This is a genomic window from Roseibium sp. FZY0029, from assembly GCF_036350355.1.
GTDB lineage: Bacteria > Pseudomonadota > Alphaproteobacteria > Rhizobiales > Stappiaceae > Roseibium.
In genome coordinates, this window is the sequence record NZ_JAZDVZ010000015.1 from 1 (window position 1) to 13,321 (window position 13,321).

At 60.9% G+C, this 13,321-nt stretch carries 11 protein-coding genes; 4 read left to right on the plus strand and 7 right to left on the minus strand.

The window, feature by feature from the left end:
- Positions 1 to 144 precede the first annotated feature (144 nt).
- The 7 genes from V1T76_RS28075 to V1T76_RS28105 form a co-directional block, all read right to left on the minus strand.
- Positions 145 to 900, minus strand: coding sequence for an SDR family oxidoreductase (locus V1T76_RS28075; protein WP_330563974.1), 756 nt, complete (start codon positions 898 to 900; stop codon positions 145 to 147).
- Positions 901 to 975: 75 nt separating this feature from the next.
- On the minus strand, positions 976 to 1,860 hold the full coding sequence (locus V1T76_RS28080; RefSeq protein ID WP_330563975.1) for a dihydropteroate synthase: 885 nt from the start codon (positions 1,858 to 1,860) through the stop codon (positions 976 to 978).
- A gap of 101 nt (positions 1,861 to 1,961) precedes the next feature.
- Positions 1,962 to 2,384 (minus strand): dihydroneopterin aldolase, encoded by a 423-nt coding sequence (locus V1T76_RS28085; protein ID WP_330563976.1) that lies wholly within the window; start codon positions 2,382 to 2,384, stop codon positions 1,962 to 1,964.
- 106 nt (positions 2,385 to 2,490) lie between these two features.
- Positions 2,491 to 3,672, minus strand: coding sequence for a mannonate dehydratase (uxuA, locus tag V1T76_RS28090; protein ID WP_330563977.1), 1,182 nt, complete (start codon positions 3,670 to 3,672; stop codon positions 2,491 to 2,493).
- A gap of 82 nt (positions 3,673 to 3,754) precedes the next feature.
- Complete coding sequence (locus tag V1T76_RS28095; protein WP_006940425.1) at positions 3,755 to 4,495, minus strand: FCD domain-containing protein; 741 nt, start codon at positions 4,493 to 4,495, stop codon at positions 3,755 to 3,757.
- Positions 4,492 to 6,312 (minus strand): glycoside hydrolase family 2 protein, encoded by a 1,821-nt coding sequence (locus V1T76_RS28100; protein ID WP_330563978.1) that lies wholly within the window; start codon positions 6,310 to 6,312, stop codon positions 4,492 to 4,494. The genes V1T76_RS28095 and V1T76_RS28100 overlap by 4 nt, the downstream gene beginning before the upstream one ends.
- A gap of 39 nt (positions 6,313 to 6,351) precedes the next feature.
- Positions 6,352 to 7,332 carry a TRAP transporter substrate-binding protein gene (locus V1T76_RS28105; RefSeq protein ID WP_330563979.1) on the minus strand — a complete coding sequence of 327 codons (981 nt, stop codon included), beginning with the start codon at positions 7,330 to 7,332 and terminating at the stop codon, positions 6,352 to 6,354.
- A 247-nt stretch (positions 7,333 to 7,579) separates the two neighbouring features.
- Here V1T76_RS28105 and V1T76_RS28110 point away from each other — a divergent pair, with 247 nt between their 5' ends.
- Genes V1T76_RS28110 through V1T76_RS28125 form a run of 4 tightly spaced genes read left to right on the plus strand, consistent with a single transcriptional unit; the run spans position 7,580 to position 13,266 of the window.
- Complete coding sequence (locus V1T76_RS28110; RefSeq protein WP_330563980.1) at positions 7,580 to 8,104, plus strand: TRAP transporter small permease; 525 nt, start codon at positions 7,580 to 7,582, stop codon at positions 8,102 to 8,104.
- A 25-nt stretch (positions 8,105 to 8,129) separates the two neighbouring features.
- Positions 8,130 to 9,431, plus strand: coding sequence for a TRAP transporter large permease (locus V1T76_RS28115; protein ID WP_330563981.1), 1,302 nt, complete (start codon positions 8,130 to 8,132; stop codon positions 9,429 to 9,431).
- Between the two features lie 8 nt (positions 9,432 to 9,439).
- The gene (locus V1T76_RS28120) at positions 9,440 to 11,830 is read left to right on the plus strand and encodes a glycoside hydrolase family 31 protein (RefSeq protein ID WP_330563982.1); all 2,391 of its coding nucleotides are present in this window, start codon (positions 9,440 to 9,442) and stop codon (positions 11,828 to 11,830) included.
- Positions 11,827 to 13,266, plus strand: coding sequence for a mannitol dehydrogenase family protein (locus tag V1T76_RS28125; RefSeq protein WP_330563983.1), 1,440 nt, complete (start codon positions 11,827 to 11,829; stop codon positions 13,264 to 13,266). The genes V1T76_RS28120 and V1T76_RS28125 overlap by 4 nt, the downstream gene beginning before the upstream one ends.
- The last annotated feature ends 55 nt before the right edge of the window (positions 13,267 to 13,321 follow it).

Genomic DNA, 13,321 nt, shown 5'->3' on the forward strand with positions numbered 1-13,321 from the left:
GCCGTCGATGAACCGGGTTATACGCACCTCACCCAAACCCGTCAACAACCGTTTTGAATTTTTTTGAAAGAAAATTTGCGCCCCTTTCCGGCCGGTGGATATTAACCTTTCGCTAACCATGAAAAGCCCCGGAAATGCTGGCCTTTACCCGATCGGGGAATTTCCGAAGCCCATCAGCCGCTGTCCGGCGTCCACAACCAGGGTATGTCCGGTCACCTGTTTTGCCCCCACCAGATAGACAACCGCTTCGACCACATCATCGGGGCCCAGCCCCTGCCCCATAGGGGTCAGCTTCTGCCTGGAGTCAAAGTTTTCCTGGGTTTGATCGCTCGGCAGGACCAGGCCCGGTGCAATCGCATTTACCCGAATCCCCTTTGGTCCCAGATCGAAAGCTGCCAGCCGGGTCGCGCCGTCGAGTGCGAACTTGCCACAGAAGTAGCTGAACCGTTCAGGCGACGCCGACAGCATCTGAGTATCGAGCATGTTCACGATCGCCCCACCGTCCGGCAGAGGATTCTGGTTGGCAAATGCCTGCATCAGAAACACCGGCGCCGCTGCATTGACGTTTATCAGGAACTGCCAGGTATCGATGGTGAGGTCCGAAAGGCTGTCTGTCGAAAACGCGGACGCGGAATTGATCAGCACGCTGACCGGTCCTCCCAGCGCTGCGGCAGTTTCGCCAATCAGTTCGCCAGCTGTTTCTGGCCGGCTCAGGTCTTTCTGCAACAGCACAGCTTTGCCACCTTCGGCGATGATCTCGTCGTGGAGCTCCTGCGCGCCTTCGGTGGAGGAGTTGTAGTGGAGACCCATGGCATAGCCCTGGTCCGCGAGACCTCTGGCGATTGCCTTGCCCAGCCGCTTTCCGACTCCCGTGACCAGTGCGATCCTGTCGTTTGCCATTTGCATTCCTCCGGCTGGCTCGGGTTGTCTCTATCCGCCCTTGTGAAAGTCTGGCTGAAAAGACCGGGCAGGTCTTCAGGCAAAGTCCTGCAGGTTCAGGACCGGCTGCACGCGCGGTACTTCATGGCTGCGCACCAGGTTGGCTTTCGACATGACCGCGAGAGTGGCCGCACTTGTCTGCGCCACCCGCACCTCGTCGCGGAACAGATAGACAGCGCCTGTCAACTGCACCGTCACAGGCCAGCCGAGTTCGCGCAAGCGGAAGGACTGAAGAATGCTGTCGGTCTGGTAGCGGATCCGGTCCGGCCCGTCCGGCAGATGCAGTGCAAAGCCGAATCCGGGGTCGACCCACAGCCGCTCGATGCCGGCTTCCGTCGCCAGGTGGATCCGCTCACGAAAGAATGTGAGCTGGTGGTCGAAGATATCTTCAGCCGGCGGCAAATAATCGTCGGACCGGGCGTTCTTGCCCGGTGTGTAACACAGCACGATACCGGCCTGGTGTTTGGCGATCGCCTCATAGAAGGCAGGATCGTCCACCCGTCCCGTAAGGTTGACGACCCCGGCTCCGGCTTCCAGCAAGGCAACGCCCACTTCCGGATGATAGGTTTCGACGGAAACGAGAATGCCTTCCTCGGCAAGCGCCTTTACAACGGGCCGCATACGGTCGATCTGCCGTTCGGCCGCGACGATGTCCGCTGTCTCGCCGGTCGATTCAGCTCCGATATCGACCATCGCCGCCCCCTCCAGCGTCATGCGCCGGCCGCGATAGAGCGCCGCCTCGAAGGTGTGGCAGACCGTTTCGCGATAGGTGCTGTCCGGCGACAGGTTCAACACGCCCATCTGATAGGTGCGGTCCTCGAACCTGCGGCCGAACTTTTCAAATTCGAAGGTCCTAATCGGCGCTTCGAGGGCGTCGCGATACTTGAGCCAGAGCGGCAGCAGGCGGTCGGCGGAAATCATGTGAGGCGGGGCTCCCGGTGTCGAACCTCTTGCCCGGCAGAACGCCGGACGGGATCAGGCAGGTTTCTGGGCAGATAGGCAAAAGCGGCAGGAGGGCAAGGTCACCTGGCCGGCCGGCGGCGCCGGATGCGAATGCCAACACCCGAAGCATCCTCGAAGATGTCCGGCTTGGTGACCTTCACGCTGACGTCTTCAACCAGCTCATTCTTCAGAACGAACTCGGCAACAGCTTCGGCCCAGTCCTCGACCAGATCGATGTGGCCGCCGGACGCCGCTTTCTGCTGGATGAATTCGACCGCGTCGGCATAAGAAACGAAGGCGCCGGTTTCGCGCACGATCCGACGGTAGCCGGCCACCGTCCGCATCTCGATATCGAAGCAGACGGTTTGCGTGCGGTTTTTCTCGCTGTCCAGAATGCCGATCTGCGCCGCGGCTTTCAGTCCTTCGATAAGGATGACATCACGTCCATCCTCGGCAAGGGTATCGCCATTCATTTCCATAAAGGTCTCCGGGCTTGCAGGCATCACCGGCTCCATCGCCTCTGCCGTGAACTGTGTCGGGGCGTGACCCCAGCACAGGGATGTAACCTGAACCGGCCCCCGGTCAAGCTCTCCGCCTTGCCCGAAAAACCTATTCCACTGCCGTACTGAAGGTGTCCAGAACGTCCACGGCACGTGTCACTCCGCGCAGCTCCGCCAATCCGCGCAGTCGTCCGATTGCCGGATACCCGGGCGTCGACACGCCATTGAGGTCGTTCAAAATGCGATGCCCATGGTCGGGCCGCATCGGGATCACCCGGCCTGTCTGACGTTCAACGCGCCGCAGGGCACGGATGATCGCAACCATGTCGATATCGCCCTCAAGATGCGCGTCCTCGTGAAAGCTGCGCGGGTCCTGCTCGCGCTTCGTTGCCCTCAGATGGGCGAAGTGGATCCGCTGGCCCAATCCATCGATGATTTTAGGAAGATCATTGCCGGCGCTGACACCAAGCGAGCCGGTGCACACGGTAAAGCCGTTCGCAATCGACGGGCTCATGCCCGCGATGCGTTGTAGATCTTCAAGCGAGCCGACAATCCGCGGCAGCCCGAAGAGCGAGCGTGGCGGATCGTCCGGATGGATGGCCAGCACGGCGCCTTCTTCCTCGGCGGCCGGCACGACGATTTCAAGAAAGTTCTGAAGGTTCCGGAAAAGCTCTTCCCGGCCGATACCGCGATAAGAGGCCAGGCGCTCGCGGAACGTATCAAGCGTGTAGCTTTCTTCCGAACCGGGCAGCCCCGCGATGATGTTGGCGGTCAGCCGATCCCGTTCCGCGCCGGACATTTGCGTGAACCGCTCTTCGGCAAGGGCAAGATCTGCCTCGCTGTAGTCGGCCTCAGCGCCCTCGCGCTGAAGGATGTACAGGTCGAATGCGGCATAGGCTGCAAATTCGAACCGCAAGGCAGTCGCCCCGTCTTCAAGTTCGTAATCGAGGTCCGTTCTGGTCCAGTCCAGAACGGGCATGAAATTGTAGCAGATGGTCTTGATGCCCTGGCGCGCCAGAGCCCGAACCGTGTCCGCCCAGTTTGACGCCAGTTTTTCCCATCCCGGCGCGCCGGTCTTGATACCTTCATGGACCGGGATGCTCTCGGTCACGGTCCACGTCAGACCGGCCCCCTCGATCATGCTGCGGCGGGAAGCTATTTCGTCTTCCGGCCACAGACACCCGTTCGGCATGTCATGCAGGGCGGTGACGATTCCGCGTGCTCCTGTCTGGCGGATATCCCTCAGGGAGATGGGGTCCTGCGGTCCAAACCAGCGCCAGCTCTCGATCATCGCCTTTGGTCTTTCTTGTTGTTATCGCTGAAGCGTTTTGCGTTAGGAAAAGGGTAGCCCATTACAGGTGCCAGGACGGCCCTCAGGGCGCGGCCCGGGCCGGTGTGTAAAGGTAACCATCGAAATCCGGGTCACCGACATCGGAAAGCTCAAGCAGGGTCAGGCGAACGTTTTCCAGATGCTGCCACATGGCCTGACGGGCCTTGTCCGAATTGCGATGGCGCAGCGCTTCCAGAATCTCGGCGTGGTCGTCCAGCCATTTGGCCCGGTAGCTGAGATCGAAGATACGGTCGTGCAGCCGCGCCCACATGGAACTGTTTTCGCGCTTGTTCCAGAGGTCTTCCACCTGGTCGACCAGAACGCTGTTCTGGGTGGCCTCGGCGATCTGCCGGTGAAACTGCCTGTCGGCGGTATAGTCTTCCTCGCCGTTCTCGATTGCCCTGCGCTCCAGATCGAGCGTCTCACGCAGGTGAATGATGTCGCTTTTGGTAATCGTGGTGGCGGCAAAGCCGGCGATGCTGCTTTCCAGAAGCTGGCGGGCCTGCAGCAATTCAAAGGGCCCGTAATCGGCCTTGGGAATATGCAGCGAAATCTTTTCGCCGGCCGCCACATAGCTGCCGGAGCCCTTGCGTACGTCCAGATAGCCTTCGATTTCCAGAACGATAAAAGCTTCCCGCACCAGGGACCGGCTTATGCCGAGTTCCACGGAAATCTGCCGCTCGGTCGGAAACTTGTCGCCGGGCCTGTAGCCCTCCTCCTCGATGCGCCTTGCGAGAAGTTCGGCGATTTCCTGGTACCGTCGCTTTGCAGGATCGCTGGTCATGAGGCCTTCCTTGCACCCTCCCCGGCCGTTGCAATCTCGCGATAATAGTCGGCCAGGATATGGAATGCTTTTTTCTTGGTTTTCTTGTCGGCGGCAATCAGCCCCTTGTGATTATAGCCGTTCTGGAAAATGTTTTGGCGCCGCTCAACACGGAAATCGTACAGGATCCACGGCGACATACCCTTGATATAGCCAAGTTCGCGCAGTGTCGCGATCTGCTTTCTGTAGACTTCGGCCATATAATCTTCGCTGAACAGACCGGATCTGGGGCCCTTTTCGCCGATAACCCCATCGGCGCCGGTTTCCGAGATCACCACCGGACGGTCCGGGTCGGAGTTCTCGCCGATTGCCGCTAGGTCGTCGAAATTCTCTTCGTACCAGCCGTAATATTCGTTGAGGCCGATGATATCGATATGGGCGGCCAGCCTGTCTTCGATCCGGTTGCGGGCATGGTTCACAAGGCAGGCGGCTGACGTCAGCCGTGTCGGGTCCAGGCGTTTGCAGGTTGCCGCCAGACCTTTCATGAAGGTGAGACGGTCATCGGTGTCCGGATTTTCGTTTCCGACAGACCAGATGACAACACTGGCCCGGTTGCGGTCGCGCTTGATCAGTTCGGACAGCTGGTTTTCAGCATCCCGGTATGTTGCCGGATTGGCGAAGTCGATGGCCCAGTAGACCGGAATTTCCTCCCAAAGCAAAAAGCCAAGTTCGTCCGCAATCTGCGCGGCCCGCTCATGGTGGGGATAATGCGCCAGACGCAGATAGTTGCAGCCGAGATCTCGCGCATGCTCAAACCGGCGGCGCAGATCTTCTTCGCTCGTCACCTTGCCAAGGGTCGCATCGTCCTCGTGCACGGAAATCCCGCGCAGGAACAAGGGCGCCCCGTTGAGAAGAATATCCGTTCCCTTGCGTTCGATCTGGCGAAAGCCAATCCGGTCATTCACCCGGTCTTCGCCGCAAGTCAGACGGACATCGTAGAGGACAGGTGTTTCCGGGCTCCACAGCTGCGGCCGGGCGGCAATATCGATCGCGCCCTTGCCGTCTTCATCCAGCGCAATGACCTGTTCGACGCCGAGCCCGGGAATTGACAGGGTCGCGGCCTCTGCCTCAGGACCGTCCACCGTAACCTCGGCCCTCAAGATGGAATAGGTGCCGTCCGGCACCAGATAGACAAAGACATCCTTGATCAGGGTCCTGGGCGTTTCAAAAAAGGAAACCTCCCGGTAGAGCCCACCATAATTGAACCAGTCGGTGTTGCGCATCGGCACGCGGTCGCGTGTCCGGGTGTTGTTGACACAAGCCATGATCCAGTTGCGGCCGGTTTTCAGCTTGCCCGTCAGCTCGACGCAGAAGGGCGTCGACGCACCGTAGTGGTTGCCCAGAAATTCGCCGTTCAGGAAGATCTTGCAGTCGTAGCTCGCCGCACCGAACCGGAGGAACTGACGTTTGGAGGTATCCACGGCCTCAATGTCGAGAGGCCGCGTGTACCAGGCGCTGCCTTCGAAGAAATACCATTTCTCCTTCACCATCGCCCAGTTGGAAGGCACCGGCACCGTTTCCCCCATGTAGGGATCATAGTCCCAGGGCTCCGTGCGGTCCTCGGGGGCCTCCGGCAGCATGGCGAACCATTTCTGCCGAAGGCCGGTGTCGAGAAGATCAACGCAGAAAGTCCACTCGCCATCGAGGCTTTCCGATGCCCGCCCGCCCATGAAGATCAAGCCGTCATGATTCAAAGACTGCGTGTTGAAAGGCACGTCATAGTCTTCGTCATGCAGCGCCTGCAAGGCGTTGTCGGCAAGATGGGAACGTTCGAGCATCGGTCGGTCTCCGGGGGGACTTTCAGGTGTTGTGGGGTGTTACTTCGCGGTAGCCTTGATGCGCTCGATCAGGTCAGCAACGACCGGAGACTTGGCCGCAGCTTCTTCATGCATCGGCAGAACGGCCTCGATAAACGGGCCTTTTTCCACTTCGATGAACTCCACACCGAGCTCGTTCTTGGCGGTCTCGATGGCTTCCGCGCTCATGGCGTCCCACTGCTTGCGGTGGAAATCCATGGACTCGCGCGCAGCCGTGCGCATGGCTTCCTTCTGCTCGTCGGTCAGATCGTTCCAGGAGCTGGTGGAGATCATCACGACAGACGGGATCATGGTGTGGCCGTCGTCGGAATAGAACTTGGAGACTTCACCGTGGCGGGCCGAGGTGAGGGCGATCGGGTTGTTTTCCGCGCCATCGACAACGCCTTGCTGCAGGGCACTGTAAAGCTCACCCCAGGCAATCGGAGTCGGGTTGGCACCGAGCAGCTCGACCATGCGAATGGCGGATGGGCTCGGTTGAACGCGGATCTTCATGCCCTTCAGGTCGGCCGGGGAATGGATCGGCTTGTTGGCATAGAAGGAGCGTGCGCCTTCAATGTAATAGGCAAGGCCGATAAAGCCCTTGTCTTCGGACGAGGCCAGAATGTCCGCGCCGATGTCGCTTGTCAGGACGTCGTAATAATGGTCCGCGCTGACGAAGATGTATGGCAGGTTCAACGCGCCGTAGGATTCCTCGAAGGCTTCCAGTTCGGAGGCGTTGGAGCGTGCCATGTCCAGGGTGCCGTTCTGCATCAGCTCCATGGATTCACGCTGGGTGCCGAGCTGTGCGTTGGCGTAGATGCGAATTTTAAGATCGCCGTTTGTCAGCTCTTCAACGCGGTCAGCCATGAACTGCATCGACTTGTGCAGCGGATGGTCTTCCGGGTTGTTGTGGTTGAGGCGAAGCGTCTTGGCGCTGGCGGCAGAGCTCAGAGCGACGACGCCCGCGGCCAGTACGGCCGCCAGCTTGACGAATTTCGACATGATTTCCTCCCAATTGCAGCTATGGCCGCAGGACTTGCGTTCCTGAGCGGAACGGATCGGTTGGCCGCGGGACTTGCAAGGCCAGACCGCCGCGGATGACGAATTGTTCGTCCAATTTTCAAAATCAGTCAACCTTTTTTGGAAAATTGGTTGACCAATTTAATTTCCTGACGCATGTCTTAAAGCGTCGGAGCCCACGCCGCGCCTGTTGCCGCGGCACGAACGAGGCCTGCGCGGGAGGAATATCGTGACAGTCATCACCAGAGGCGTGGACATGATCCTGCGCCTTGTCATCATCATCGCCTTCACCGTTCTGGTCGCCTGCGTCGTCTGGCAGGTCGTTTCGCGCTACGTGCTGCAAAGCCCAAGCACGGTGACCGACGAAATGGCCCGTTTCCTGTTCATCTGGGTTGCTCTGCTGGGCGGGGCCTACACTTTCGGCCAGCGCCGGCACCTCGCCATCGACCTGCTGCCTGTCGTTACCACCGGAGCTCTGCGCCTTCTGGTCAATTGCAGCATCATTGCCGCCATCGCGGTCTTTGCCGGTGTGGTGATGGTCTACGGCGGGTTCGATCTGGTCAGCCGCACGCTGGAAACCCAGCAGGTCTCGCCGGCGCTGCGCCTGCCGATGGGCCTTGTTTATGTCGCGATCCCCTTCTCCGGGATCTGCATTCTCTATTACTGCCTGACCTTTCTGGGCGACCTGTTTCGCACTGGCCGCGGCCCCAATGATCAGGGCGACACCGCCAGCATCGGCGGCCCTCTGGACTGACACCTGACCGGGAACGAGAAATCTCATGGATATCCAATCTGTCCTCGTCCTGTTCGGGACGTTCGCCTTTCTGATGATCCTGGGCGTGCCGATTGCCTTCGCCATCGGACTTGCAGCCTTTGCCACCTTCCTGCTGTTCATGTCGTTCGACCAGTCGGTCTATATCGTCGCACAGCAGGTTGCCTCGGGGCTCGACAGCTTCACCCTGCTGGCGATCCCGTTCTTCATCCTGGCAGGCAACATCATGAACCGGGGCGGCATTGCCCTCAGGCTGATCGAGTTCGCCAAGGTGCTGGCCGGCCGCCTGCCCGGCGCACTGGCGCATTGCAACGTCATTGCCAACATGATGTTCGGCTCCATCTCCGGCTCGGCCGTGGCCTCCGCCGCGGCCGTCGGCGGTGTCATGTCGCCGTTGCAGAAGAAGGAAGGCTACGATCCGGCCTTCAGCGCGGCGGTCAACATCGCGTCCTGCCCGACTGGCCTGCTGATCCCGCCGAGCGCAACCTTCATCGTCTATTCGCTGATCACCAACGGCACCTCCATCGCCGCGCTCTTCGTTGCCGGATATATTCCCGGTATCCTGATGGGGCTAAGCCTGATGGTCGTGGCCGGCATCATTGCCAAACGCCGGGGCTATCCGGTGGCAGAACGGCCGACCGGCCAGGAGGTGATCGCCAAGACCCTGGACGCCATGCTGCCACTCGGCCTGATCGTGATCGTCATGGGCGGCATCATCGGCGGCATCTTCACCGCAACCGAGGCCTCTGCGGTCGCCGTGGTCTATACGCTCTTCCTGGGCGTGATCTGGTACAGGGAAATTTCGCCGCGGGAACTGCCCGGCATCATTCTGGAAAGCGCGGTCACGACATCGATCGTGCTGCTGATGATCGGCTGTTCCATTGCCATGTCCAAGGCCATGGCCTTTGCGGACATTCCCTATTCGATCTCCGACACGCTGCTGGGCCTCTCCGAAAACCCGCTCGTGCTGCTGCTGATCATCAATCTGGCTCTGCTCGTGGTCGGCACCTTCATGGACATGACCCCGGCGCTGCTGATCTTCACCCCGATCTTCCTGCCTGTGGTGAAGGATCTCGGCATGGACCCGGTCCATTTCGGCGTCGTCATGACCTTCAACCTGTGTATCGGCATCTGCACACCACCTGTCGGATCGGCGCTGTTTGTCGGCTGCTCGGTGGGCGGCGTGAAGATCGGCCAGGTTCTGAAACCCATGCTGGGCTTCTACGCGGTGCTGGTCGCGCTTCTGCTTCTGGTCACTTACGTGCCTGCCCTCAGCCTGTTCCTGCCGCGCCTTCTCCTCGGCTACTAGGATCTGTCATGAAAGCCCTCAAGAACTGGCGTTACCTGGAGCACTCCAGCGCCGGGATCGCACTCGACGTCGAAAACCGGCACCGCCTGACGGTGACGGTTCTCGAGCAGACCCTCATTCGCGTCACCCTGTTGAAGGACGGCGCCTACCGGCTCGACCGGACATGGGCCATCGCACCACAGGGCGACGTTCCGTTCGAGGGCCGCTCACGCGACGACCTCACCGGCTTCTCCTGCCCGGACTTCCGTCTGGAGGAACAGGACGGCAGGCTGGTTGTGGAAACGGACACGCTGCGCCTGACGATCAACACGCCGCTGGCCCTCACCTGGGAAAGCCGGCCCGCTGCCGGAGCTCCCTGGCAGGAGATCGCCCGGGACCGGCCGCAGGACGCCTACATGATCGGGCGGCGTGACCAGCGCAACCACCATTTCATGCGGCGCAGCCCAGACGAACGCTACTACGGCCTAGGCGAAAAATCCGGCAGTCTGGAGCGCAACGGCAAGCGGTTCGAGATGCGTAATCTCGATGCAATGGGCTATGACGCGCGCTCGACCGACCCGCTTTACAAGCACATCCCCTTCACGATCACCGACAAGGGGCCGCTCGGTGCGGTCGGTCTTTACTACGACACGCTGGCGCCCTGCTGGTTCGATCTCGGCAACGAGAAGGACAACTACCACCTGCCCTTCCGCGCCTTCCGCGCGGCCGATGGCGACCTCGACTATTATTTCAGTTGGGCACCAAGCGTTCTGGAAATCGTCAAGCAGCACCACCGCCTGACAGGCGGCACGGCCTTCATGCCGCGCTGGGGGCTCGGCTATTCCGGCTCGACCATGGCCTATACGGATTCGGAAAACGCGCAGGAACGACTGATGGAGTTCCTCGGCAAGCTGTCGGAAGAGGACATGCCCTGCGACAGTTTCCAGATGTCTTCCGGCTATACCGCCATCAAGGGCAAGCGGTACGTCTTCCATTGGAACACCGACCGCTTTCCCGATGTGGAGACCATGACCCGGGCCTATGCCGAGGCCGGCATCAACCTTATCGCCAACATCAAGCCGGTGCTTCTGGACGACCACCCGCTGTTCGGGGAAGTCGCGGAGGCCGGTCTGTTCATTCGCGACAGTGAAACCGGGGCGCCCGAGCAATCGCCATTCTGGGACGGTTACGGCTCCCACCTCGATTTCACAAACGCGGACACCGTGCGCTGGTGGCAACAAAACCTGAAGGACAAGCTCTTTTCCAAAGGCATTGCCAGCACCTGGAACGACAACAACGAATATGAAGTGTGGGACGACGAGGCCATCTGCGCCGGTTTCGGCAAGCCGATCCCGGTCAACCTGATCCGGCCTCTGCACAGCCAGTTGATGACGCGCGCGTCCTATGAAGCCCAGGTCGCCGATCAGCCCAAAAAACGGCCCTATCTGATTTCCCGCTGCGCCTGCCCCGGCACGCAGCGCTACGCCCAGACCTGGACGGGCGACAATTACACAAGCTGGGAGACGCTGCGCTGGAACATTCCCATGGGCCTCGGCCTCAGCCTCTCCGGCTTCTACAACATCGGCCACGATGTCGGCGGCTTTGCGGGGCCCCGGCCGGAGCCGGAACTGTTCCTGCGCTGGGTGCAGAACGGCATCTTCCATCCGCGTTTCACCATCCATTCCTGGAACGACGACGGCACGGCCAACGAAGCGTGGATGTATCCGGAAATCACGCCGCTCGTGCGGGATGCGCTGAAATTCCGGGCGCAGTTGATCCCTTATCTTTACAGCCTCCTGCATCTTGCCGTGACCGAGGGCGAGCCGATGCTGCGGCCTCTGTTCCTGGATCACGCAAACGATCCCGCCTGCCGCGAGGCCGAATTCGACTTCCTGCTGGGCCGGGATCTTCTGGTTGCAACGGTGGTCGAGGAAGGCGCCACGTCCCGGCGGGTCACGCTGCCCGCCAACGAAGAAGGCTGGTGGGCGTTTGACGGCAGCACCTGGTACGAAGGTGGTCAGGTGATCGAGGTGCCGGTTGCCCTCGACACAGTTCCGCTGTTCGTGCGGGGCGGCACGGTTCTGCCGCTGGCGGCCGCAAACCTCAGGGCAACACCGTCTTCCGATACATCCCGGATCTGGCGCATCTATCCGCAGCCCGAAGGGGCACCGGACCGGAACTCGCAGTTCTACGACGATGACGGCGACACGGTGGAGGCGCTGGACGGGGAAAGCTGCCTGACCCGGCTTTGCCTGTCCCGGACGGCAGACGCGGTCCGGCTGGATTGGCAGAGGTCCGGCAACTGGCAACCTGCCTTCGATACCGTCACGCTTTGGCTGGCCGGTGCCGGCGCAGTGACCGTCAACGGAACCGCGCGGAAAGCGGGCGACACCATCGATTTCACTGTGAGCCCGTCATGACCAGCACCAAGCACCCAATGGAAACGGTTGATTACGACCGGACAAAGCTGCGCATCTGCCTGCTGCATATCGGCTTCGGCGCCTTTGCCAAGGCACATGTTCTGGTGTTTCACGACGAGATGCTGCGCCGGACCAAAAGCGACTGGGGCGTAGCGGTTACCCGCCTCAATTCCGGTGCCGACGACCTGACGCGCCTTGACGAGGCTGACGGGATTTACACCGTCGGCGAAATGTCGGGCGATGACCTCTCCCTGCGCCAGGTCGGCGCCATATGCACAACCGTCCACCCCAAGCGCGACGGCATCAATGCCCTGCCGGACCGGATCGCCGATCCGGACCTTGCCGTGATCACGCTGACGATCACCGAGAAGGGCTATTGCCTGAAGGATGGCAAGCTGGACGAAGACAACGCCGGCATCCGGCAGGATCTCTCAACGCCCGAAGCCCCTTCCACCGCCATCGGCGTGCTGGTGGAAGGTCTCAGGCGGCGACAGTCAGCCGGCGGTCTCGCCGGCTTGACGATCCTGTCGTGCGACAACCTTCCCGCCAACGGCGAGCTGTGCCGCCGTGCGGTTCTGGATTTCGCGGTGCGGCTGAGCCCTGCCTTGGCGGCCTGGATCGAGGACAATTGCACCTTTCCCTGTTCCATGGTGGATCGCATCACCCCGGCCATGACGGACAATTCCTTCGAGACCCTGGAGAACGCTCTTGGCCACAAGGACCGGAACGGCATCCTGTGCGAGACGTTCCGCCAATGGGTGATCGAGGACCGGTTTGCGGGCCCGCGACCGGACTGGCATCTGGCCGGCGCCGAATTCGTTGACGATGTCGCCCCGTTCGAAGAGATGAAACTCCGGATGCTGAACGGCACCCACTCGTTTCTCGCCTATCTTGGCGCGCTGGCGAGCAAGGAAACGATTGCCGATTGCATGGCAGATCCCGTTTTCCGCCAAGCTGCCCTGGACCTCATGCTGAGCGAACAGGCCCCGACGCTGACTGTCCCGGACGGTGTCGACATCAAGGCTTATGCCGAGGCCCTGATCGCGCGGTTCGAAAACACCGCCCTTCACCACAAGACCACCCAGATCGCCTCCGACGGCAGCCAGAAACTGCCGCAAAGACTGCTGGCGCCGATCCGGCAGCATCTGAAGGACGGCAGTCCCTGGACACTTTCCGCGCTCGCGGTTGCCGGGTGGATGCTCTATTGCCGCGGTGTTTCGAAAACTGGCTCTGCACTGCCGCTGAACGACCCCATGTCCGGCAGGATCGAAGCCATCGCCCAGGAAGCTGACGGCCTCGAATACGTCGACAAGATGCTGTCGCTTTCGGAAATTTTCGGCGATGACCTGCCGCGGTCAGAGCCGTTTACCAGCGCCCTCAAGTCCGCCTACCAAAGGCTGCAATCGACCGATGTCGCGTCGGCTCTGAAAGGCTAGATGCACGGAGAAAAGTTACGCAGGCGGTTCGAAAACCGGGCCGCCTGTCTTTGCC

Coding starts and splice junctions, on each gene's coding strand:
- V1T76_RS28075 (WP_330563974.1), bottom strand. CDS start 900: ATGGCAAACGACAGGATCGCACTGGTCACGGGAGTCGGAAAGCGGCTG.
- V1T76_RS28080 (WP_330563975.1), bottom strand. CDS start 1,860: ATGATTTCCGCCGACCGCCTGCTGCCGCTCTGGCTCAAGTATCGCGAC.
- V1T76_RS28085 (WP_330563976.1), bottom strand. CDS start 2,384: ATGCCTGCAAGCCCGGAGACCTTTATGGAAATGAATGGCGATACCCTT.
- uxuA (WP_330563977.1), bottom strand. CDS start 3,672: ATGATCGAGAGCTGGCGCTGGTTTGGACCGCAGGACCCCATCTCCCTG.
- V1T76_RS28095 (WP_006940425.1), bottom strand. CDS start 4,495: ATGACCAGCGATCCTGCAAAGCGACGGTACCAGGAAATCGCCGAACTT.
- V1T76_RS28100 (WP_330563978.1), bottom strand. CDS start 6,312: ATGCTCGAACGTTCCCATCTTGCCGACAACGCCTTGCAGGCGCTGCAT.
- V1T76_RS28105 (WP_330563979.1), bottom strand. CDS start 7,332: ATGTCGAAATTCGTCAAGCTGGCGGCCGTACTGGCCGCGGGCGTCGTC.
- V1T76_RS28115 (WP_330563981.1), top strand. CDS start 8,130: ATGGATATCCAATCTGTCCTCGTCCTGTTCGGGACGTTCGCCTTTCTG.
- V1T76_RS28120 (WP_330563982.1), top strand. CDS start 9,440: ATGAAAGCCCTCAAGAACTGGCGTTACCTGGAGCACTCCAGCGCCGGG.
- V1T76_RS28125 (WP_330563983.1), top strand. CDS start 11,827: ATGACCAGCACCAAGCACCCAATGGAAACGGTTGATTACGACCGGACA.